17 protein-coding genes are annotated in these 23,929 nt (G+C 37.3%); 11 read left to right on the plus strand and 6 right to left on the minus strand.

Going from position 1 to position 23,929, the window contains the following annotated elements:
• The first annotated feature begins 15 nt into the window (after positions 1-15).
• Positions 16-3,036: a DNA polymerase III subunit alpha gene (locus HM981_RS13555; protein WP_179339344.1), complete on the plus strand. Its 3,021-nt coding sequence runs from the start codon at positions 16-18 to the stop codon at positions 3,034-3,036.
• A gap of 225 nt (positions 3,037-3,261) precedes the next feature.
• Complete coding sequence (dinB, locus tag HM981_RS13560; RefSeq protein ID WP_179339345.1) at positions 3,262-4,479, plus strand: DNA polymerase IV; 1,218 nt, start codon at positions 3,262-3,264, stop codon at positions 4,477-4,479.
• Positions 4,480-4,481: 2 nt separating this feature from the next.
• On the opposite strand, the gene HM981_RS13565 is transcribed toward dinB, so the two are convergent.
• Genes HM981_RS13565 through HM981_RS13575 form a run of 3 tightly spaced genes read right to left on the minus strand, consistent with a single transcriptional unit; the run spans position 4,482 to position 7,041 of the window.
• A complete protein-coding gene (locus HM981_RS13565) occupies positions 4,482-6,278 on the minus strand; it encodes a M61 family metallopeptidase (protein WP_179339346.1) in 1,797 nt (598 codons plus the stop codon).
• 44 nt (positions 6,279-6,322) lie between these two features.
• Positions 6,323-6,529 (minus strand): helix-turn-helix domain-containing protein, encoded by a 207-nt coding sequence (locus HM981_RS13570; RefSeq protein ID WP_179339347.1) that lies wholly within the window; start codon positions 6,527-6,529, stop codon positions 6,323-6,325.
• Positions 6,530-6,531: 2 nt separating this feature from the next.
• Positions 6,532-7,041: a hypothetical protein gene (locus HM981_RS13575; protein ID WP_179339348.1), complete on the minus strand. Its 510-nt coding sequence runs from the start codon at positions 7,039-7,041 to the stop codon at positions 6,532-6,534.
• A 139-nt stretch (positions 7,042-7,180) separates the two neighbouring features.
• On the opposite strand from HM981_RS13575, the gene HM981_RS13580 reads away from it, so the two are divergent.
• On the plus strand, positions 7,181-7,597 hold the full coding sequence (locus HM981_RS13580) for a putative signal transducing protein (RefSeq protein WP_179339349.1): 417 nt from the start codon (positions 7,181-7,183) through the stop codon (positions 7,595-7,597).
• On the opposite strand, the gene HM981_RS13585 is transcribed toward HM981_RS13580, so the two are convergent.
• A complete protein-coding gene (locus HM981_RS13585) occupies positions 7,587-9,083 on the minus strand; it encodes an aminotransferase-like domain-containing protein (protein WP_179339350.1) in 1,497 nt (498 codons plus the stop codon). The genes HM981_RS13580 and HM981_RS13585 overlap by 11 nt on opposite strands.
• Positions 9,084-9,181: 98 nt before the next feature.
• On the opposite strand from HM981_RS13585, the gene HM981_RS13590 reads away from it, so the two are divergent.
• On the plus strand, positions 9,182-11,014 hold the full coding sequence (locus HM981_RS13590) for a TonB-dependent receptor plug domain-containing protein (protein WP_179339351.1): 1,833 nt from the start codon (positions 9,182-9,184) through the stop codon (positions 11,012-11,014).
• Positions 11,015-11,756: 742 nt separating this feature from the next.
• On the opposite strand, the gene HM981_RS17545 is transcribed toward HM981_RS13590, so the two are convergent.
• Positions 11,757-11,888 carry a hypothetical protein gene (locus tag HM981_RS17545; protein WP_262890191.1) on the minus strand — a complete coding sequence of 44 codons (132 nt, stop codon included), beginning with the start codon at positions 11,886-11,888 and terminating at the stop codon, positions 11,757-11,759.
• A 274-nt stretch (positions 11,889-12,162) separates the two neighbouring features.
• Here HM981_RS17545 and HM981_RS13595 point away from each other — a divergent pair, with 274 nt between their 5' ends.
• From HM981_RS13595 to HM981_RS13620, 6 genes are all read left to right on the plus strand, one after another.
• Complete coding sequence (locus HM981_RS13595; RefSeq protein ID WP_179339352.1) at positions 12,163-12,306, plus strand: hypothetical protein; 144 nt, start codon at positions 12,163-12,165, stop codon at positions 12,304-12,306.
• Between the two features lie 104 nt (positions 12,307-12,410).
• The gene (locus tag HM981_RS13600; protein WP_317167179.1) at positions 12,411-12,950 is read left to right on the plus strand and encodes a hypothetical protein; all 540 of its coding nucleotides are present in this window, start codon (positions 12,411-12,413) and stop codon (positions 12,948-12,950) included.
• Between the two features lie 25 nt (positions 12,951-12,975).
• Positions 12,976-14,652 carry a flotillin family protein gene (locus HM981_RS13605; protein WP_179339353.1) on the plus strand — a complete coding sequence of 559 codons (1,677 nt, stop codon included), beginning with the start codon at positions 12,976-12,978 and terminating at the stop codon, positions 14,650-14,652.
• 66 nt (positions 14,653-14,718) lie between these two features.
• Positions 14,719-15,192 (plus strand): hypothetical protein, encoded by a 474-nt coding sequence (locus HM981_RS13610; RefSeq protein WP_179339354.1) that lies wholly within the window; start codon positions 14,719-14,721, stop codon positions 15,190-15,192.
• A gap of 392 nt (positions 15,193-15,584) precedes the next feature.
• Complete coding sequence (locus tag HM981_RS13615) at positions 15,585-16,445, plus strand: cupin-like domain-containing protein (RefSeq protein WP_179339355.1); 861 nt, start codon at positions 15,585-15,587, stop codon at positions 16,443-16,445.
• A 59-nt stretch (positions 16,446-16,504) separates the two neighbouring features.
• Entirely contained in the window at positions 16,505-16,987 is a 483-nt protein-coding gene (locus HM981_RS13620) for a DUF6646 family protein (protein WP_179339356.1), read from the plus strand.
• A 417-nt stretch (positions 16,988-17,404) separates the two neighbouring features.
• Here HM981_RS13620 and HM981_RS13625 read toward each other — a convergent pair whose 3' ends face one another.
• Complete coding sequence (locus HM981_RS13625; RefSeq protein ID WP_179339357.1) at positions 17,405-17,878, minus strand: regulatory protein RecX; 474 nt, start codon at positions 17,876-17,878, stop codon at positions 17,405-17,407.
• Between the two features lie 275 nt (positions 17,879-18,153).
• Here HM981_RS13625 and HM981_RS13630 point away from each other — a divergent pair, with 275 nt between their 5' ends.
• A complete protein-coding gene (locus HM981_RS13630) occupies positions 18,154-23,697 on the plus strand; it encodes a choice-of-anchor D domain-containing protein (protein ID WP_179339358.1) in 5,544 nt (1,847 codons plus the stop codon).
• Positions 23,698-23,929 lie beyond the last annotated feature (232 nt).

Raw genomic sequence — 23,929 nt, forward strand, 5'->3', positions numbered from 1 at the left:
CTAGCTTTTTTATTTATGTATTTAAATTGTCACACCTACTACAGTCTTCGCTACGGAACCATAAAACCAGAGCAGCTCCTTGCTATTGCATCCGAAAACGGCGTTCAAACCCTTGCGTTAACCGATATCAATAGTACGTCTGCGTGTATGGACGTGATGCGTTTATCAAAAAAGTACAAAATAAAACCAGTGCTTGGAGTCGATTTTAGAAATGGAGCACAGCAACAATTTATTCTTATAGCAAAAAACAACCAAGGATTTAAAAACATTAATACCTACCTGTCTAAATTTCTTCACAATCACAATTTGCAAATTCCTGAACGCCCAGATGAAGATTTAGACGATTGTTTCGTGATTTATCCGTATCAAAACGACATAGATTTCGAATTAAAACCTAATGAGTTTTTAGGCATTACACCTCAAGATCTTAATCGACTTAAATTTTCAAAATGGAATCAATTCAAACATAAACTCGTGGTCCTAAAAACAGTGTCCTTTCAGAATAAAAAAGGGTTCAACACCCATCGTTTACTACGTGCTATTGCAAATAACACCTTGTTAAGTAAACTACCAAAATCTGAAGAAGGTAAAGAAAGCGATATGATGCTACCGTATAACGACCTCTGCGAAACCTACTCAGAATTCCCAAACCTCATCAATAATACTGAGAAACTTTTAGAAGATTGTACCACCACGTTTGATTTTGAAAATACCACACCCAAAAACCAAAAATGCCTCACTGAAAACGAAACTTCAGATTATAAATTATTAAAGAAACTAACTTACAACGGCATTAACTATCGGTACGGAACAGACGTTGAACAAAAAGTTTATGATCGTATTGAAAAAGAGCTCGATATCATTAAAAAAAAAAGCTTCGTATCCTACTTTCTCATCAACTGGAAAATCTTAGAATACGCCCGAAATAAAAACTATTATTACGTTGGTCGTGGTAGTGGTGCCAATAGTATTATCGCCTATTTATTACAAATCACAGATGTAGATCCTATAGAACTCGATTTATATTTTGAACGTTTTATTAATCTCTTCCGTCAGAATCCACCAGATTTTGATCTCGATTTTTCTTGGCGAGATAGAGATGATATTACCACCTATATTTTCAACACTTTTAAACACACAGCACTTATTGCGGTGTATAACACCTTTAAATTTAGAGCATCTATTCGCGAATTAGGGAAAGTTTTTGGCTTACCAAAGTCCGAAATGGATAAACTCACTAGAGGAAAATACAGTACTAATCAGCTCGATCAATTATCGCAACTCGTCATCAAATACAGTACCTATATTGAAGGCTTCCCCAATTATTTAGGCATTCATGCTGGTGGAATTTTAATTTCAGAACAACCCATCCATTCGTATTGTGCCACATTTATGCCTCCAAAAGGGTTTGCGACGACGCAATTTGATATGGTCGTTGCAGAAGATATTGGACTTTATAAATTCGATATTCTGAGTCAACGTGGTTTAGGAAAAATAAAAGAAGCGGTAGAAATTATTGACGAAAATTATAGCGACCAACCGCCTATTGATATTCATGATATAAAAGGGTTTAAAAAAGACGAACGCATAAAGGATTTGCTACGACATGCCAAAGCCATTGGTTGTTTTTATGTAGAATCTCCAGCCATGCGCATGCTCCTAAAAAAATTACAAGTCGATAATTATTTGGGCTTGGTGGCAGCAAGTTCTATCATTAGGCCTGGCGTGGCTAAAAGTGGCATGATGCGCGAATATATTTTACGCTATCGTTATCCCGAAAAACGAAAAGAAGCACATCCTGTGTTGCAAAAAATTATGCCAGAAACCTATGGAATTATGGTTTATCAAGAAGATGTCATTAAAGTTGCACACCTCTTTGGAGGTTTAGATTTGGGAGAATCGGATATGCTGCGTCGTGGTATGTCTGGAAAGTTTAGATCACGAGACGAGTTTGATAAAGTGAAACAAAAATTCTTTGACAATTGTATAAACGATGGCAAACCCGAAGCTTTAGTGACCGATATTTGGCGACAAATTGAAAGTTTTGCTGGCTATGCGTTTGCCAAAGGGCATTCGGCTTCTTATGCTGTTGAAAGTTATCAAAGCTTATTTTTAAAAGCTTACTATCCTCTAGAATACATGACCGCAACTATTAATAATTTCGGTGGATTTTACAGCACAGAACTTTATGTTCACGAAGCTAGAATGCACAATGGTATCATTGAAGCTCCATGTATTAATAAATCGTTTACACAAACCATTATAAAAGAGAAAACGATCTACTTAGGCTTTATGTTTTTACAATCTTTAGAATCTAAAACCATCAATCGTATACTGAATGAACGCGAAAAAAATGGCCACTTTCAATCGCTAGATGATTTTATAGAACGAGTTCCCATTTCTATAGAACAGATATCCATTTTAATTAAAATCAATGCCTTTCGGTTTACAACAATTAACAAACGTGAATTGCTTTGGGAAGCGCATTTAAAAATTAGTAAAACGGTAGTACAAGACGAGGTGATGACACTATTTAAAACCCAACGGATTAACTATAATACACCAGAATTGCCAAGTACAGACTTAGAAAATGCTTTCGATTCGATTGAATTGTTAGGATTTCCCATTTGTAATCCATTTTATTTATTAGAACAACATTCGATTAGTAATTTACGCGCTAAACACTTAAAACAACTAGAAAACAAACTTATTATCATTGAAGGTTACTTGATTACCACAAAAAACACCAAAACATCGAATGGTAAAATGATGCATTTTGGAACGTTCTTAGATCGTGATGGTGATTTTATAGATACGGTTCATTTCCCTCCTACTGTAGCCAAATATCCATTTAGAGGAAAAGGGATTTATAGCATCATAGGCAAAGTCATGGTAGAGTTTGATTGTGTTACGATTGAAGTTTCAAAAATGGAACGCTTGGCAATTATTGAAGATCCACGTTACTCGGTAAAATCTTTGAATCCTACGTTTCAAAATAAACGAAGTTTTACCGATTTGAAAAGAGCCATCAGTTAAGGAATTTTAAAAAACAACATTTCGTCACTTCGAGTGATTTGCGAAGCATGAGTAAATTGTATCGAGAAGCATTTTATCCTGCAAGGTTTCTAAAACATTGTAGGTATAACTAAAAACATTTTAAAGAATAACATGGCGTCACTTCGAGTGAATTTGTGAGGCACGAGTAAATTGTATCGAGAAGCATTAATAATATTAAAATTTTAAAAAGATATAATACTAAAAATGAGTAACAACCGCAACATCGTACACATGGATCTCGACACCTTTTTTGTGTCCTGCGAAAGACACATGGATAGTAGTCTCAATGGAAAACCGATTCTCATTGGTGGCACAAGCGACAGAGGTGTTGTAGCGTCTTGCAGTTACGAAGCGCGCACCTTTGGTGTGCATTCTGCCATGCCAATGCGTATGGCCAAACAATTGTGCCCAGAAGCCATTGTGCTTAGAGGCAACTCTGGGATTTACACTAAATTCTCAAATGACGTTACCGATGTGATTAAAGAAAGTGTGCCGCTTTATGAAAAAACATCAATCGATGAATTTTATATGGATCTCACCGGAATGGATAAATTTTTTGGTTGCCACAAACTAGCTTCAGAACTCCGCCATAAAATAATTAGAGAAACCGGTTTACCTATTTCATTTGGCTTATCGCTTAACAAAACCGTGTCTAAAATTGCGACTGGTGAAGCCAAACCCAACAACGAAATCAGAATCCTTCCAGGTGATGAAAAACCATTTCTAGCTCCACTTTCGGTTAAAAAGATTCCTATGGTTGGCAATGTGACTTATAAAACCCTGTGTGACTTAGGCGTAAAGCGTATACAAACCGTACAAGAAATGCCCATGCAACTTATGCATAAAGTATTAGGCAAAAACGGTTTAATGATTTGGAAAAAAGCCAATGGCATAGACAATTCTCCTGTAATGCAATACCACGAGCGTAAATCTATTTCTACAGAGCGTACGTTTAATCAAGACACTACAGATGTTGCCAAATTAAAAGGGATGATTGTTGCTATGGCAGAAAACTTAGCCTACCAACTCCGTCGTGGTCATAAACTAACGGCTTGTGTGACGTTTAAAATTCGGTATTCAGATTTTCAGACCTACACACAACAACAACGCATTCCATTTAGTGCTATGGACCATATGCTTATTCCTGTGGTCTTAGATTTGTTTAAAAAACTATACCATCGTAGACTTTTAGTACGATTAATTGGCGTAAAATTTAGTCATTTAGTAGAAGGAGGGCATCAAGTGAATCTTTTTGAAGACAACGAAATTCACCTCAACCTAACCAATGCCATGGACAAAATGCGCGAACGTTATGGAGATAGAGTCGTTATGAGTGCTGCAGGATTAGAAGCTAAAACCATTAGCCGTTTTAACCCGTTTAATGGAGAACCGCCTCCTTTATTGGCTAATCGACGTCAATAATTTTACTTCGCACCCAACCAAGCCTCACGATTTGCTTTCTCTCCTTCAGATAATTCATCTAAACTTGAAATAGCATAAGACGTATCAGCATCTAAAGTGAGTTTTACAGTGCGTTGCTTTCCGAAGCGCTCGTAAACCACATCGACGGTTTGATTCGGTTTTACAGTTCCTAAAATTTTATTTAAATCTGATGCTTCATTGATATCAACACCATCAATTTTAAGTAATTTATCTCCTTTTTCAAGTCCTGCGGTATAAGCTCCGGAACCGACTAGCGTATTACTTGTAATCACTTGGTTTTTTAAACGCAATCCAAAAGCAGGCTGTTCTGTGTTTTGTTGTAATTGCACACCAACCGTTTTAAACAAGGTTTCAAAATCTGGCATGCCACTTTTATAAATGTAATTGTTGAAAAAAGCATCACCAAATTCAGCACCAGCATAATCCTTTAAAGTTTGCTGTAAATCCGCAATGGTATAATACCTTTCAGTCTTTCCGTAGGTATTCCACACCAATTTCATGTAATCATCTAGATTCAATTTTTCTGCCCTAAGTGATAAATCTAAAGCCAAGCCTAACATACTTCCATAAGAATAATAGGATATAAACGTATTATCGCGATTGATATCATCTACAGAACGTGCCGCATCTACAAACGGTGCTTGGTAGCTCATCTCAATAGGATTAAAAAACTGTCGTCCTGGAGAATTCCACACGTAATTAAAAGTTCCTGTCAATCCTTTTATATAATCTTCCTGTACTATAAGTCCAGCTCTGGTTAAGGTTAAATCATCATAATAACTAGTAAAGCCTTCAGCAAACCAAAGCTCACCACTCATGTTAGCTTCTTCAAAATTAAAGGGCTCTAAACTTTCTGGTCGTATACGTTCTACATTCCAGCAATGAAAAAACTCATGACTAACAGTACCAATATTACGATCGGCTCCATCAGCTAAACTTCGTGTGCTGGTGACGATAGTAGAATTCCGGTGTTCCATACCATCTCCTGTGGCATTAGGAATATAACAGCCTAAAAATGTGTATTCTCCGTAATCGAAAGTTGGTAATTCGCCAAAAACGGCTTTTTGTTGTAGGATTGTTTTTTTGACCTTTTCAAAATAATCATCAAATTCTGCTGCGGTTCCATTGTGATGTAAAGCAAAATTCACCTTTTGGCCATCCTCCTCAAACGAACGTACCATATGGTCACTGATCTCGGTTGGACTATCCATAAAATACTGTAAGTTATCAGCGGAATAACTATTACCTTCTACAAGCTTTAACTGCGTAGCCACTTTCCAATTTAAATCTTCGCGTCGTTTAAATTCAATATTGAAGCTATCATTTTCCAAACTCGGAGCATACATAAAGGTCGCTGGCATATTAAGATGGGCGTGCGTCTCGTCGATTTGCGCATAAGTACCATCACCATGGTTAGCGTATAAAGTATAATTGACTATTATAGTGCCATCGTGATTGTTCACGTTCCAAGAATACGGATCTGGACGTGTCGTTTCTAAAACATTACCCTTCCCGTCTGTAACCTTTACGTTATAAACATTCTTAGCAAATTCGTGAATAGCATAGCGTCCTGGTGAACTTCTCGACATTCTAAATGTGGCTTCACCGGATTTTAAACCTTTAAACGTAGCCGTGATTTGAGCTTCATGATGCACTGCATTTTCAAACGAAATGATATAATTTGAACTTCCTGTAGTTGTTAATTCTGTTTCAGAAGTTGTATCGTCTTTGCAATTCACTAAACATAAAAAAGACAGTAATAAAATTAGGCTTCGCATCTATTCAATTTTTTAGACACCCAAGGTACTAATTTTTAAAACCTTTAATCTTCCACATACTCTAAAATATCACTAGGCTGACAGTCCAAAGCCTTACAAATCGCTTCTAAAGTAGAAAACCGAATGGCCTTTGCCTTTCCTGTTTTTAAAATGGAAAGATTTGCGGTTGTGATACCCACAATTTCAGCAAGTTCGTTGCTCTTCATGCCACGTTTGGCTAATATGAGGTCTAAGTTGACTATTATGGGCATAATTATATCGTTAAATCGTTTTCTTCTTTTATAATCTTAGTATCTCTAAGTACAGTACTCATTAGCATTAAAAATAACCCCATCGCAATTATTAATAAATAGACCAATGTTTTTTCACTTAAACCAACTAAAACTTGCCGTTTATAAAACATATTGCTAATCTCATCAATAAACCATAAAGCGACTGAAGAAAGAATCATAAGTTTTCCGGAATTAAACATGCCACTTATAAGTTCGGTATTATAAAAATCTTTTTTTAATAACAATTTTGTCGCCTTTCTTAATTCCCAAAGCGCAGCAACAAAAACAACATAAACCAAAAGCTCTAAAAAGGTGAAAACATAAAGCATTCTTTCCGTTTTAAAAGTTAATGCATCATATTTTAAACCGATAAAATCTTGTTTGACATCAAAGAGAATCATTGATAAAACGAAAATCCCTAAACCAATGCTCATTAGAATAAGAAAAATAATAACATTTAGTATCGTATAAAGTGTTTTTGCAGAATTCATAATTATCGTTTTACGATAACAAATATATAAAAATTATCGATAAACAATAATAAACTATTAGAAAAGATAATTTTAATATTAGACCTGTCAGGTTTTAAAAACCTGACAGGTCTCCACAAGAATATAGTACCTTTACCTCATGCAAGAAACCTTCGTCACCATAGCCAGATATCCATATTCTACAGAAGCACAAATAGCAAAAGGTAGATTAGAAGCCGATGGTATTGAAGTCTTTCTAAGAGATAATCTTACCATAGACACAGACCCTTTAGTAAGTCAAGCCATTGGAGGCGTAAAATTAAAAGTACTTGCCAAAGACGAAGAACAAGCACGAGCCATTTTAAAAGCAATCAAAGCTTATTCTGTAGACAATGAAGGCAACCCTATTATTTGTCCCAATTGTAAAGGGGAACATATTGAAATGTACACCACCATTAATAGTTTCAAATCCTTGATGTCGTTTCTAATTGGCCTCTTATTCTTTACATTGCCCTTCAGCGCACGCTACCAATACAAATGTGAGGATTGCAACACAGAATTTCCTATTAAAGATTAAGGACGTTAGTATAAGCGCTTTTCAACGTTGTAATAACAGTTTCTAGTTCGGCTTCATTTAAATGTCCAAAACCAAAACGAATAGCACAAGTATGCTTATCTTGATATAAAATGGTTTTAGGCAGAAATAAATCGAGTTTCTCAGCTTCTTCAGCCAATTTAACTAAAGAAATAGTATCTACAAATTGCAACCATAGCGCCAAACCTCCTAAAGGAACCTCCCAAGTAATAATACCTTCAAAATATTCTGCCAAATAATAACACAAACGGTCACGACGTTGCTTATAAGTCACAATATTTTTCTTCTTTAGGCGGTATATTTCACCTTCAGAAATCAATTCAGATAACATCTGCTCTTGTATTAAATCTCCTTGTTTATCTAATAATTGTAAATAGTTTTTGGCTTCAGAAATAAAGTTTTCGGGCGCCACCACAAACCCGGTATGAATACTAGGAAATAAAGATTGTCCTAATTTACCCAAATAAATAACCATACCTCCAGCATCAGCACTGGCCATAGGCAACATCGCCGAACCTTCAAACTGAAAATCATAATCATAATCATCTTCAATAATCGCAAATCCATAGGTTTTTGCCATTTGTAATAATTGCAAACGACGCTTAGCACTCAACGTTACCGTGGTTGGATAATCTCTATGTGCACAGATATACACGCAGCGTATACTGCCTTTTAAGAAGTGAGTCTTTATATAATCCACATCTAAACCTTCATCATCTATAGGGATGGTTCTAATCGTAGCTCCGGCTTGCTGAAAAATCATATTGGCCGCATAATTACTTAACTGACCAACGAGCACCAAATCGTTCTGTTTGATTAACAGCTGAGACACAATATATAGACTCATTGCTGTACTGCGCGTATTAATTAAGTTACTAGGCGTAATATGAAACCCACGCGTGGCATTTAAATAATTACAGAGTTGTGTACTAAAAACCGAAGGCGTTAACTCCGTTGGTTTGTTCCATTTATTAAGTAAGGGCTTACGTTTCATAGCCGCACTATACCATCTCGAAAATTCATGCACAGGATGCAAACGCAAGTCGGGTTGACCATCATTAATCGTAAACTTCGCTCGTGTTTCTTCTGCTGTGGATGCCAAATGAAAAGATTGCTCAAAAGGAAAACCGGCTACTTTAGAAGATGTGTACGCCTCGTTTATGGGCTGTGATGTGGCTTTAATGGTTGCTGTAGAGGCTTCGGGCACCAATACAAAAGTGCCTTTATTAGCAATAATATCTACCCAACCTTGGGAGGCCAATTCTTCATAAATCGCAACAGCGGTATTACGATGTACATTTAAGAGCGCACTGAACACACGAGTTCCGGGTAACTTACTACCTTTGTGCAGGTAACCACGTTGTATAGCGTTAATCACTTGTTGCGAAACTTGAATATAAACAGGTTGCACTAGCGATTTGTCAAAGGTGACAAGTTGTTTTATAATGTGATTAACCGGACTATTCATTGTTTTAAAACTGGACTACTTTAATCGTCCGGAAAGTTACGACTTTTGTAGCGTTAAAATTAAATGATGCAACAGCAACCGTTGCAAAACTCAAACAGATGAAAAATACAGTCTTACTTTATACCCTTATTGCAGCTAGCATTTTTAAACTAAATGCTCAAGAGAAACCTCCGGTGATCAAAACGGATTCGCTAAAAGAAGTGATCATTACCTCAACACGTATCGATCTACCCTTCAAAGAAAACTCAAGAACTATTAATATAATGACAGCTGCAGATATTAAAAATAGTGCTGCAGTAACGGTTGTAGAGGTTTTACAGCAAATCGCGGGAGTAGATATTAGACGTCGTGGTACTGGCGGAAGTCAAGCCGATTTATTCATCAGAGGTGGTGGTTTCGACCAAACCCTCTTATTAATTGATGGTATTAAAATGGACGATGCGCAAACAGGACACCACACCTTAAATGCGGCTTTACCTCTAGAAGTAATTCAACGTATCGAAATCATAAAAGGACCTGCAGCGCGCGTATTTGGACAGAATGCGTTTACAGGGGCGATTAATATTGTAACAAAATCAACACTAAACAACTCAGTTTCTGCGAATATTGAAACCGGGTCTTTCGGACAACTTAATGGTTCTGCAACCGTTGGTACGGAATTAGAAAACTCATCACACATCATCCACGCAGGGAAAATGACCTCTGAAGGGTACAGAAACAATTCAGATTATGACAATTCTAATTATTTCCTAAAAAGTGTCTTCAACAAAAAAGACCAAGCCATTGAAATGATTGCCACATTTTCTGAACGTAAATTTGGTGCTGAAAACTTTTACACCACCAACCCTGCTTATAACGAATACGAAGAAACCCAAAACAGTTTAATCGCATTCACCACGAAGTTTCAATCTAAAAACTTCAAAATTCAACCACGCGTATACTGGAAACGGAATCAAGATCTATTTCTTCTCAAACGTTTTGAACCTAACTTTTTTAGAAACCTTCATATTTCTAATAAAATGGGTGCCGAAGCTAACGCCTCTTACACCTCTGAATTAGGGATTACAGGATTTGGAATAGACATCTCTAAAACCTATTTAAAAAGTAATAATCTAGGAGATCGCAACCGTTTTATGACCACTTTGTTTTTAGAACACAGATTTCAATTTATCGATAACCGTTTAGATATTACACCTGGCGTTGCTGTAACGTACTTTTCAGATTTTAAGTTTAATGCGTTTCCAGGATTAGATGTTGGCTTTGATATTACCAACAACCTTAAAGCTTACGGAAATATTGGATTCACCTACAGGATTCCAACCTATACAGATTTATATTACAGTGATCCAAGAACCAACGGAAATGAAGATTTAGAACCAGAAGAAGCCTTTGCGCAAGAAATCGGTATTAAATACCATTCTCAAAAATTGAGAGCGAGTTTATCTATCTTTAATAGAGATGCCACAAACCTAATAGATTACGTGAGACCAAATACAGTTGAAGAAATTTTCACAGCAACCAACATTGCAGAAGTTAACACTAAAGGTTGGGAATTTGATGCTGCTTATAACTTTAAGCTCAACAGTTATAACCAAACCATTGCTTTTGGATACGCCTTTTTAGATGATAATATTTTAGAACAAAACGAAGAATTATCCCGTTACGCCTTAAACACCTTAAAACACCATTACACCTCACGTTTAAGCACGCAGTTATTTAAAAATATACGTCAAAGCATCGTTTACAAATATGCAGAACGCACCACAGGACAAACCTATAATGTTTGGGATGCCTCTATAATCTTAGAGTTAAAACAAGTAGAGCTTTCACTAACCGCAAGCAATATTTTTAATGCCGATTATATAGAATCTGGTTTCACACCAATGCCACCAAGCAACGTCTTATTTGGTATGCGCTACAAATTCCTTTAATAATTTGTCATTCCTTCGAAATCAAATATACCTTCAGTTACATCAAAGCTAATCCATAACAAATAACAACCCACTTTGTCATTCCTACAAAAGCAGGAATCCACAACCAATAACCAAACCCAAATTCAAGACCACTCTGTCATTCCTGCGAAGGCAGGAATCCACAAAAATACTATACCACTAAAACAACTCCTAGAAGTATAACACCAGCTAATTCATTTTAAAAATAAACCAACATCAACAACACACTTTGTCATTCCTGCGAAAGCAGGAATCCAAAACAACACAACTCAGCTCAAAACAGTTTCTATAATTCCAAAAACTACTAATTATATAAAGTTCTAAAGAAAATCAACATCAAGAAACCTAGTGGATTCCTGCCTTCGCAGGAATGACAAAAGACTAAAAAATAATACATGAATACTATTTTATAATATCTAAAACCGTAAATACCTCAATATAAATTCAATGCGCGTTCTCATTCCTGCAAAAGCAGGTAAACCGTAGACATTGAAGCTAATACATAACAAATAACAACACACTCTGTCATTCCTGCGAAGGCAGGAATCCACAACAAAACGAAACCACTAAAACAACCACCCATAAACCCTACACCAACTAATTCGTTCTAAAAACAAACCACCACCTACAACACCACTCTGTCATTCCTGCGAAAGCAGGAATCCACAAAAATACTATACCACTAAAACAACCACCCATTAGTCTCACACCCTCTAATTCTTTATAGAACTAAACCAACAACAACAGCAACAACCCGCTTTGTCATTCCTGCAAAGGCAAGAACCCACAACCAATAACCAAACCCCAATTCAACACCACTTGTCATTCCTGCGAAGGCAGGAATCCACAACAAAACGAAACCACTAAAACAACCCCATAAACCCTACACCAACTAATTCGTTTTAAAAATAAACCTCCACCAACCAACAAACTCTGTCATTCCTGCGAAGGCAGGAATCCATAACAACACCAAAAACAAAATATTTCCCAAAATTTCTGTAACAAAACCCACCCACAAGATACTAATACCTTGAAAGTCGTCTAAATCTCAAAACTCCCTTGAGGCTCCAAACGTATAAAAACAACCATACAGTAATAACCATCAAAACAAAATCCATTATCCCAATTTGAAGCGCTGCCTTCAAACACAAGAAACGGAAAACACTAAAGATTTAAACCCCTTTAAAGATGGTAATGGTGTCACAGATTTACTTTCAAAATTAAGATGGTATAATCTTACAATCGTTGTACCTTTAGTAACTCAAATTTAATACGGAATCTTATGGCAGAATGGTTTTCAAATTTAGAATTTCTACCCAAAATATATTGGATGCTAGCCATTGCAGGCTCGCTAATATTTACAGTGGTAATGATTATGGCCTTCGCCGGAGGAGATACAGATGTAGACGCTGATATCGATGCCGATCTAGAAGCCGGGTTTCAATTCATATCCTTTAAAAACCTTGTCGGCTTTTTTACCATTTTTGGTTGGAGTGGCATTGCGTGTATAGACGCCGGACTCTCAACTCCGGTAACCCTAATGATATCCGTGTTTTCTGGATTAATTATGATGGCAATTATGGCGGCACTCTTTTTCTTTATTAGCAAACTATCAGATAGTGGCACCTTAAACTATAAAAACGCACTTAATGCCGTGGGAGAAGTCTATTTAACCATCGGTGCAGACCGCTCTAAAATGGGAAAAGTAAGCATTAGAGTTCAAGGTTCTTTAAGAGAATTAGATGCCCTTACAGATGCATTAACCCCATTAAAAACAGGGACCATTATTAAAGTACTGGATGTTACTCCTAACGGAATTCTCATCGTAGACAAAACCCGTAAACCTATTGAGCCTAGTAAAACTCCAACCGATCCTTTACTAACGCCTCAACCACAAAAGAAATTACAGAATTAAAAACTAACCTTCAAATTTAAAAACTATGCATGTACTAACCATTCAAAACATTAATGTGGAAAGCCTCGGCGGACCTATGCTATTCATTTTTGTGGCCTTATTTATTGTGGTCACCATCATCATTTTAATCAAACGCTACAAACGTTGTCCTTCAGATAGAATTTTAGTAGTCTATGGAAAAGTGGGAGGCGGACAATCAGCCAAATGTATCCATGGTGGTGCAGCCTTTATATTACCTGTAATCCAAGATTACGAATTCCTAGAATTAACGCCAATTTCTATTGAGGTGAATTTAGTTAACGCCTTATCTAAGCAAAACATTCGTGTTAATGTCCCATCGCGTTTTACCATTGGGGTTTCTACAGAACCTGGTATCATGCAAAATGCGGCTGAGCGTTTATTAGGACTAGGACAAAATGAAATCCAAGAACTAGCTCAAGAAATCATTTTTGGTCAATTACGTTTAGTAGTGGCTTCAATGGATATTGAGGAAATTAATAACGATAGAGACAAATTCTTAACCAACATTTCACAATCTGTAGAAACAGAATTAAAGAAAGTAGGGTTAAAACTGATCAACGTAAACATTACGGATATCGTTGACGAGTCTGGCTATATCGAAGCTTTAGGTAAAGAAGCTGCAGCACATGCAATTAACGCAGCACGTAAATCGGTGGCAGAGAAAACCAGAGATGGTTCTATTGGTGAAGCAAACGCAGAACAAGATGAAAGAACACAAGTTGCAGAATTACATGCTAAAGCAAAAATTGGTGAAGCAAATGCTGCACAAAATGAACGTACTCAAATTGCTGCTGCAAATGCACTAGCCAAAATTGGTGAAGCCAATGCAAACCAAAATGAAAGAGTAAAAACAGCAAGTGCTATCGCATTAGCAAAAATTGGTGAAGCAGAATCTTTAAAAGACGAAAGAATTAAAACCTCTGAGGCAAACGCACGCGCTATTGATGGAGAAAACACAGCAAAAATATCAATTGCAGAATCAGATGCTTTAAGAAGAGAAAAAGAAGCAGAAGCTGAAAAAAGAGCTATTACCTCTGAAAAAGTACAAGCTGCAAAAGCTTTAGAAGAAGCGTATGCTGCAGAAAGAGAAGCAGAAGTTGCAAGAGCAGAACGTGTACGCTCAACACAATTAGCAGATATCGTAGTGCCAGCTGAAATTGATAAACAAAAAGCTGAAATAGACGCAGAAGCAGAAGCAGAACGTACTAGAAGACAAGCAAAAGGGGAAGCAGATGCCATCTTATTTAAAGCACAAGCCGAAGCTCAAGGACAGTTTGAAATCTTAACCAAACAAGCAGCTGGTATGGAGCAAATTGTAAAAGCTGCTGGAAACAACAGTAGAGATGCGGTATTATTATTAATTGCAGACAAATTACCAGAATTGGTAAGAATCCAATCAGAAGCCATTAAGAATATTAAGATTGATAAAGTAACCGTTTGGGATAATGGTTCAGGCGGAGAAGATGGAAAATCGTCTACTGCTGGCTTCTTATCGGGCATGTACAAATCTGTACCACCTTTACAAGAAATGTTTAATATGGCGGGTATGGATTTACCGGAGTATTTAAAAGGAAAAGACAAAAAAGAAATTGAAGCAGAAGATGCTAATATTGAAACTGAAGCAACTACAGTTGAAGATGAAAATATTATAGCTGAAGATCCTAAGGTTAAAAAGTCTTAAGACATTTTAAAAACAAGAAAAAGTCCATTTGTAAAAAAATGGACTTTTTTTATTTAAACATTATATATGAACACATTTAAATTTAAAAGAAAAAATTTAGTTTGGCAATACGTACTCGGAACTTTTGCTTTAATTGTTGGACTCATAACCACTATAACTGATATTAAAGGTTTAGTACCTCTATTTATAGGCATCTATTTATTAATACAAGAGGGTATGGAGTTAGATTACAAAAACAATAAATACAGACGTGTTAAATCTTTTTTGGGGATCACTGTTGGAAAATGGCAACCACTTCCAAAAATTGATTATGTCTCTGTCTTTAAAACTACAGAAACCACAACCGTTTGGGCAGCAAGCGCGAGTGCCAATGTATCCAATGCAGTGGTTAAAGTCAATCTATTTTACAACACCAATCAAAAAATAGAAATTTACGATTCTAGAGACGTAGAGGATGCCTTCTCAAAAGCCAAACAAATCGCTTCAGTTTTAAATATAGATATCCTAGACGCCACATCAAGAGACACCAAATGGCTATAATCCAATACCATTTGTCACCCCTACACAACACTGTCATCCCAACGTTACCCTGTCATTCCTGCGAAAGCAGGAATCCACAACCAATAACCAAAACCAACAATCATCCCCACACAACACTTGTCATTCCTGCGTAGGCAGGAACCAATTAAATTCAATACCATTTGTCATTCCTGCGAAGGCAGGAATCCACAAAAACCAAAATCCGCGTAAATCTTCAAGATCTGCGGGAACCACAAAAAACACAAAACCAACAATCATTCCCTACACAACGTTGTCATTCCTGCGAAGGCAGGAACAAACCCCAATTCAACACCAACTGTCATTCCTGCGAAGGCAGGAATCCACAAACCAACAACTTTCCGTAACTTTACCCCATTAAAAAACAATAACCATTGCCACTAAACCTCAAACAAATACCACGTGTTAAAACCATCTCAAAAGCAGATTTCATAACACACTATTTCAAACCACAAAAACCAGTGGTCATAGAAAAACACATCACAGATTGGCCTGCCTATTCCAAATGGAACCTAGACTACATCAAAGAAGTCGCAGGAGATAAAACAGTCCCACTCTACGACGACAGACCCGTACATTTCAAAGACGGCTTCAACCAACCGCACGCCAAAATGAAAATGAGCGATTACGTAGACCTACTAAAAACCCAACCCACCAAATACCGCATTTTCCTCTGGAACATCCTAAAAGAAGTCCCACAACTCCAAAACGATTTCACCTTTCCCGATTTCGGATTAAGACTCATGAAAAAACTACCCATGCTCTTCTTTGGCGGAAAAGACTCACATACCTTTATGCATTACGATATCGATTTGGCAAACATTTTCCACTTCCATTTCCAAGGCAAAAAACAATGCATCCTATTCAACCAAAAGCAAAACAAACACCTCTATAAAGTCCCCTACTCCCTAATTACCAGAGAAGATATAGACTTTAATAAACCTGACCTCACAAAATGGCCAGCCTTAAAAAAGGCCAAAGGGTGGACATGCGAACTTAACCACGGAGAAATCCTATACATGCCAGAAGGCTACTGGCACTACATGCGTTACATAACCCCAGGATTTTCTATGAGCTTACGCGCCATAGCCCGAAATCCCAAAAACATAGCAAAAGCCCTATACAACGTTTTTATAATGCGCAACATAGATAATCTCATGCGACGTATTAAAGGACAAAAATGGATCGACTGGAAAAACAATAAAGCCATAGCTAACACCCATCGTTTCAACTAACTTTCTAACAATTATAAAAATACTATTCGTATATTTGCCCCCATTTAAAAATGAAAAACATGAAGAATATTTTACTTGTAGTAGCATTATTAGCATTTAGTTTTGGTAATGCACAAGCCTTTGAAGGTAAAGGAGATCAAAAGTTTCAAGTCGGTGCCAATATCCAAGATTACGCAACCGGAGTTAATGTAAGTTTCGATCACGGTTTAGGAGAAAACATCTCAGTTGGTGTATCCTCTTCTTACGCTTTAGGTGGTGCTAGCGGTATCGAAGATCTAGACTTCGGAGATCGTTTCGATTTAAAAGCACGTTTTAACGCCAACTTAGGTAACGTTATTAATATCGATGAAAACTTCGATCTATATCCAGGTTTAAACCTTAGCCTTAAAAACTTTGGTGGTCACCTTGGAGCACGTTATTTCTTTACAGAAGGATTCGGAGTATACACAGAAGCCAATTTCCCGTTAGCCAAATACGAAAAAGACAGCATCGATATACACAACCAATTCACATTAAACCTAGGAGCTGTATTTAACCTATAGAACCTAATTACAACACATAATAAAAGCCTTTTCACCTGATAACATCAGCACTGAAAAGGCTTTTTTCATTTTATATAGCAACAGCAACCAAACACCACTTGTCATTCCTGCGAAAGCAGGAATCCACAAAAACCCAACAATCATCCATACATAAAGCAATCATCCTTAAACAACACCATCATCCATAAGCAACACTAGTCAACCCTGCATAACACTCTTCATTCCTGCACTACCTTTTGTCATTCCTGCGAAGGCAGGAATCCACAACCACAATAAAACCAACAATCATCCCCAAACAACGCTGTCACCCCTGCAAAAGCAAAAATCCAAAACCAATAACAAACCTAAATTCACTACCTTCTGTCATTCCTGCGAAGGCAGGAATCCACAAAACCCATAACCACCAACCAAAAAAAATCACCCAAGATACTCCCGCAACTTCTCATAAATCAAACCCGATTCCCAACCACGATACAACAAATAATCAGCCACCTTTTTCTTCTTCTTATAAACATTAGGCTCATTTACCTGAGCAATCCGTTTCTGCACCAATTCATCTAAAGTCTCATAATAATCATCCAAATCAATCTCCTTAAAAGCACTATCAATACTATACTTAGAAACACCCCTAAATTTCAACTCACGCAGCAAACGGTTTTTACCCCATTTTTTAATCCGGAATTTCCCACGAACAAAAGCCTGAGCAAAGCGTTCCTCATTCAAAAAATTATCAGCAATCAACTGCACTATAATCACATCTATAGCCTCAGGAATCATGCGCATATCGCGCAACTTTTGCCGCACCTCTTTATGGCAGCGCTCTTGGTAAGCACAATAATGTTCCAGTTTTTTTTGAGCCTCCGCTACCGTATAGCTTTTACTTAAATCCATAGATTTCAAAAGTACAATAGAATCCCAAAACAAAAGATAGCGCTGCAACATATAATGCAGTCAAAACCCTAAATAAATAACAATCACAAACCACTAAATGTTAAAACATCGAATTTATCACAATGTTAAATTACCGTTTAACCGATTTATCATACACTTAATAGATAAGTTGCAAAAACACAATCTCCTATTGTTAATAAATACATAACTTACAAGACATTAACCGAATCTAATATTAGAATACATTTGTCAGTCACTAACCCTCAACTATCCCTATGGTAAAAAACTACGCACTGTCCCTTATCGCCTTTTTATGTTTTGTTTTGTCTGGGTATGGACAAGAAATTTTTAATGTAGCCGGAGGTGGCACATTTCCAGCAGGATGGACTGACACTGACAACACAGGACTACCTATAGCCCAATCAGGATATTATCTTATAGAACCTGCTAGCACTGGTGATGTAATAGAAACTGCCTCTTATGATTTGAGCGCTAATACTAGTGCTACTTTTGAGGTTGATATAAGATCTTATGGTGCTGGATCACATCGAGCTGTTTTAGTTGAAGTTTCAACAGATGGAGGGACAACCTTTACACAATCGTATACAACACCTAATACAACAACAAGCTACATTACAAGAACAATAAACATTGCAACAGTTTCAGCAAATACGGTCTTAAGATTATCAGTAAATGCAACCTCTGGAAGAGGTATCCGTATGCAAGATTTAATATTAACAGGAATAGGTGCAAGTTCAACAGATACAGAACTAGACTTTGCGTCAGCAACTTATTCTGCAAATGAAGGAGGTAGTTCTATTAATTTATGCGTAGATATCACAAATCCAAGTGCAACACCAACGACGGCACAAGTGGTATTAACGTCGGGCACTGCACCACACTTGTCGTACACTACACAAAACATAACGTTTCCTGCAAGTAGCAGCGCGCAACAATGTGTTACTGTAGCTATTGCAAACAACACCAACTGCAGCGACAGCACCGATTATACCTTTGAAATTCAAAACGTAGCTGGTGGAGATAGTGCCGCAGTAGGTAGTGATGATGAAACGACCTTAAGTATTACTGATGATGATGGTGCCAATGGCGTATTATTTTCCCAAGGTTTTGAAACAAGCGGAGACACTTGGTTATATTCAAATACAAATGGAGCACCTTCTACCATTAATACGGGTACTCCAAGTGATAGAATAAAATCAGGTTCTCGTTCATTTCAACGTACTAATGGCAACGCTACAATTAATCTAGATAACGGTGGTAGTGGTATCGACATTTCAAGCATAACAAATGTATCTTTTAGTCTTTGGAATGCCTCAATATCTGGTTCAACTGGAAATGGAATTGATGGTGGTGACAATTTAAAAGTTTATCTTTCACAAACGTCAACTTTTAGCTCAACACCAGATATTACAATTGTTGGAAATAGTAATGCTAGATTTGGAATGAGTGGAACAGGTGTCGTTAGTACTACAGCTGGAACTCCAATTACTTACACTTATCCTAGTGGAGGTAATTTATCAGGAAATAATGCAAAATCTAATTTAATAGTAGATGTTCCAGACACATGGAATACTTTATTTGTTAAAGTTGTATCATTAAATGATGCTACTAATGAAATATGGGCTATTGACGATATTACTTTAAGCGGTGATTCGTGTTCTACTGTAATTTCAGATACAAATGTTGCATTTAATTCTACCTCATCTACACTAACAGAAGATGGCCTTTTTATAGATGTTTGTGTCGCTATCGCCAACGAATCAGCTACCAATGCCACAACCGTAGACATCACCTTAGATGGAGCCAGTACGGCAACCAACGGAACCGATTACGACGATGGAGCTGGTACTCCTGCGGCAATTAGCTTTCCACAAACACTTACATTCCCTGCAGGAAATACCGCAGATCAGTGTTTTACAATCTTTATTTCTAACGATGATATCGATATAGAGTCTGATGAGACCATTATTTTAAATCTTAGCAACCCAACTGGTGGTAATGCTGCAATTATAGGTGCCAATACCACACACACCGTAACGATAACAGACAACGACTTTTACGATTCTTGTATAAATGCATTAACCATACCTGTAAACAGCACCTGCGTCAATCAATCTTTTACTAATGTAGGAGCTACAGATAGTGGTGTTGCAGATCCTGGTTGTGGTGGCTACCAAGGCGGAGATGTTTGGTTTAAACTTACTGTACCTTCTAGTGGAGCCGTAACCCTTACAACTTCTGAAAATGGAGGTTTTACAGATTCAGGTATGGCATTATACACAGGGTCTTGCGGAAGTTTATCTTTAGTAAGTTGTGATGACGATTCTGGAGAAGATAACATGTCTCAAATTAGTGCATCTGGCCTCACACCTGGCGCTACAGTGTATGTCAGAGTCTGGGAATTCTTTAATAATTCATTTGGCACATTTAACCTCTGTGCATACTCAGCTAGTGAAATAGACGTAGAACGAAATACCTTTACTTCAATCACCAATGGAAATGCAGCTAACACCGGTAACAATACTATTTTTGCCGCTACAGAAGTGGGTACAGCCACACCACCTGTAAAGACTTATTACATTAGAAATGAAGGCTCTGCAGATTTGGATGTACCTAGTATAACCTCTTCTAACGCTACGGAATTTACTATTGTCACTAACCCAACACCTGTAACTTTAGCTCCTGGAGATTTAGTTGCTTTCGAAATAGAATTTAATCCATCCGCTATAGGGACCAGAAACGGTACTATTACTATCGTAAACGATGATGCAGATGAAAACCCTTATACATTCGGAGTGAGCGGAGAAGGTAATTGCGCTGCTGGTAGTATAACTATCAGTCCTTCATCTGGCCCTGTAGGCACAATAGTTACAATTACAGGAACAAACTTGGCAACGGCAACAGCAGCTTTTAATGGTGTATCTGCAACAGTAACTAATATCTCTGCAACAGAAATGCAAGTTACCGTTCCATCGGGTGCTACAAGTGGAACCTTAGAAATTTCAGATAGCTTAGGTTGTCCGGCTTCAACTCCTTTTAATGTTATTAATTCACAAATTTCAAGTTGTGAAGGGAATTCCGGTGTAGTACCAACCGATTTATTTATTAGTGAAATTACGGATGCTACCTTTGGTGGTCTTAGTTACGTAGAATTATATAATGGAACCGGATTAACAATCAATACTGACGATTACTCTATCGAGGTAATTGCTAACGGTGACAATACAGCAGCTGCAATTAACATTTTTGATTTAGAAAATTATGCTATACCTAATGGAAGTACTTATGTGATCGCCTTAGGTAGACAAAATCCACCAACCCCAACTAACGCGTGTACAAGTATAACTGGAGGTTCTGGTGAATTAACGACAACGACTAATGCTCAATTTTCTAGTGGAGGTATTAATAAAAAATCAAATGAACATGATCTAATTAGATTGGTAAAATCAGGAACAACAATAGATGAATTTGGTGTTTATCAAGATAGCGATTGGATGGACTCTACAATCATAACAGGTGATAGAGGTTTTAATTTCAGACGCTCCAACACAGCAACTCAACTTCCAGATCCCACGTTTACCTTAGCAGAACTTAGTAACTGGACCATTATTGACTGGGTTGGAGACGGCGTTTCATCTTGTAGTGGTAATGACTATAGTGACATTGGACTTTTTAGTTATTCAACTGGTTCGCCACCATCCGTAACCCTTCAACCTGCCGATGCAAACTTTGAGTGTGAGTTTGCAGCAAGCTTTACCATTTCAGGTATGGAAGGTTATGACGCAGGAGATGACACACAAGAATTAGCATACCAATGGTACTATAACGCACCAGGAACAGCAACTTGGGTAGAAATTTTAGCAGGAAACTCAGATTACTCAGGACAACAATCTAACATGTTAAGCATTGCCAATACAGAAACTTTAAATAGTTATCAATATTACTGCCAATTAAGAGAAGATACAGCAACGTGTTTTACAGCCTCTAACGCCGTAAAATTAGATGTACGTGTGTCAAGTTGGGACGGTACAAACTGGGATACAGCGACAGGACTAGACAGATATATTGTCATCGATGGCGACTATGATACTGCAGAACTCACTAACGGTGAAACAAGTTTCGAAGCCTGTGGTTGTACAATTACAGCAGGTAATGAATTAATAATTTCTGACAATACTTACGTAAAAGTAAAAAATAATCTAATTGTAGATGGAAGCCTAATTGTTAATTCCTCGGGTTCATTTGTTCAAGTAAATGATGCCGCTACTGTTACAGGAAATGTATTATCAGACAAAACTAAAATAATAGTATTTAAAACAACAGGTTATTTAAATAATCGTCATGAATATGTATACTGGAGCACGCCTGTTACTGGAGAATTAGTTGGAGACGGTTTAGCCGAAGCTAATCCTGGTAGAACCTACGCTTACAGTGGTCAAAACTTTTTAGATAAAACAAGGGAGACTTCTAATGACGGTTCGGCTGTTATAGGACAAGATGATATTGATGATAACGGTGACGATTGGGTCCCTGCATTGGGCCCAGATGTTATGGCAACAGGTTATGGTTATGCTGCAGCTCAGTCTGTTTTAGGTTTATTCCCTGGAAATGCAACCTACACCTTTGAAGGGCCTTTTAACAACGGAATTTATAACATCCCTATCTACAGAAACGATTCGGAAACTAACGATAACAACTGGAACCTCATCGGCAACCCATACCCATCAGCTATAGATGCAGATCTATTCTTAGACGTTAACGCAAGTGAAACAGATCCCATTATAGACGGAGCCATATTCTTCTGGTCGCAAGCAACAGCAGCATCAGCTACTGAAAATGGTAACGAAGGACTTAACTATGCACAAGACGATTATGCCATAATTAATGGATCTGGTGAAACCATGGGAGGAGATCTAGTAATGCCAGATAGAGCAATTCCTTCTGGTCAAGCCTTCTTTGTATCTATGGATAATGGAGCTACCGCTTCAACCGTAAGTACAGATATTAAAAGAACAGACGTGGTATTTAACAATAGCATGAGAGTTACAGGAAGTAACACTCAGTTCTTTAGATCAGGTGCCGCAGATCAGCCTAACAAATTATGGTTAAACTTAACCACAGACAACGGCGTAACAAATCAAACTTTGGTTGCCTACGTTAATGGAGCTACAGATGATTATGATGGTGCGTATTACGATGCTAAAAAGAATATCTCTACGGATATTAACGCCATACTATATTCAGTAATCGAAAATGCTGAGGTTCAAAATTTAGCCATTCAAGGTAAAAACCCAAACAGTTTAACCCTAGACGAAGTCATTCCTTTAGGATTCGTAACAGGAATAGAAGTGCCAACATTATACAGCATTTCAATCTACCAACTAGAAGGAACCTTTATGACGGAAAATGCGGTGTACGTAAAGGATAATGTATTAAACACAACACACAACCTTAAAGATTCAGATTACACATTTACATCTGAGGCTGGCGAGTTCAACAACCGTTTCGAAATTGTATTTGAAACCTTAACACTTTCAATAGAAGACAGTGTTATAGAGGCAACTGATCTTACCATCACAGAATTACAAAATGGTGAAGTTGAATTTAAAGTAGGAAAATCTCAAACCATTACTAATGTAGAACTATTTGATGCCTTAGGAAGACGCATTTATACCTTTAAAGGAAACAGCGCAACCGAGGTTTACAATGTATCTAAATTAAGCCAAGCTGCTTACATCGCTAAAGTGACCTTAGCAAGCGGACAAGTAATCAGTAAAAAAGCATTAAAACAACACTAACCAACCAACCAACCTTATAGGCGCTAAGCATTTGCTTAGAGCCTATAGAACAATCGAAAAAAGCCTCATGAAAATGAGGCTTTTTTTGTGCATACAATACCCTGTTACAACATAAAACAGCACAAACCCTATGACCAAACCAAGCAAAATCCAAGCAAAACCGAAACAAGACCCAAGCCACATCCAAGCCACATCTAAACCAAAGCAAAACCAAAGAAAAAGAGAGGTTCAC

The organism is Winogradskyella ludwigii (assembly GCF_013403985.1).
In the GTDB taxonomy this organism is placed as follows: domain Bacteria; phylum Bacteroidota; class Bacteroidia; order Flavobacteriales; family Flavobacteriaceae; genus Winogradskyella; species Winogradskyella ludwigii.

Excerpts from the sequence above, each read along its gene's own strand:
- dinB (WP_179339345.1), top strand. The coding sequence starts at position 3,262 with ATGAGTAACAACCGCAACATCGTACACATGGATCTCGACACCTTTTTT.
- HM981_RS13570 (WP_179339347.1), bottom strand. The coding sequence starts at position 6,529 with ATGCCCATAATAGTCAACTTAGACCTCATATTAGCCAAACGTGGCATG.
- HM981_RS13555 (WP_179339344.1), top strand. The coding sequence starts at position 16 with ATGTATTTAAATTGTCACACCTACTACAGTCTTCGCTACGGAACCATA.
- HM981_RS13620 (WP_179339356.1), top strand. The coding sequence starts at position 16,505 with ATGAAGAATATTTTACTTGTAGTAGCATTATTAGCATTTAGTTTTGGT.
- HM981_RS13580 (WP_179339349.1), top strand. The coding sequence starts at position 7,181 with ATGCAAGAAACCTTCGTCACCATAGCCAGATATCCATATTCTACAGAA.
- HM981_RS13610 (WP_179339354.1), top strand. The coding sequence starts at position 14,719 with ATGAACACATTTAAATTTAAAAGAAAAAATTTAGTTTGGCAATACGTA.
- HM981_RS13605 (WP_179339353.1), top strand. The coding sequence starts at position 12,976 with ATGCATGTACTAACCATTCAAAACATTAATGTGGAAAGCCTCGGCGGA.
- HM981_RS13590 (WP_179339351.1), top strand. The coding sequence starts at position 9,182 with ATGAAAAATACAGTCTTACTTTATACCCTTATTGCAGCTAGCATTTTT.
- HM981_RS13565 (WP_179339346.1), bottom strand. The coding sequence starts at position 6,278 with ATGCGAAGCCTAATTTTATTACTGTCTTTTTTATGTTTAGTGAATTGC.
- HM981_RS13600 (WP_317167179.1), top strand. The coding sequence starts at position 12,411 with ATGGCCTTCGCCGGAGGAGATACAGATGTAGACGCTGATATCGATGCC.
- HM981_RS13625 (WP_179339357.1), bottom strand. The coding sequence starts at position 17,878 with ATGGATTTAAGTAAAAGCTATACGGTAGCGGAGGCTCAAAAAAAACTG.
- HM981_RS13585 (WP_179339350.1), bottom strand. The coding sequence starts at position 9,083 with ATGAATAGTCCGGTTAATCACATTATAAAACAACTTGTCACCTTTGAC.
- HM981_RS13630 (WP_179339358.1), top strand. The coding sequence starts at position 18,154 with ATGGTAAAAAACTACGCACTGTCCCTTATCGCCTTTTTATGTTTTGTT.
- HM981_RS13575 (WP_179339348.1), bottom strand. The coding sequence starts at position 7,041 with ATGAATTCTGCAAAAACACTTTATACGATACTAAATGTTATTATTTTT.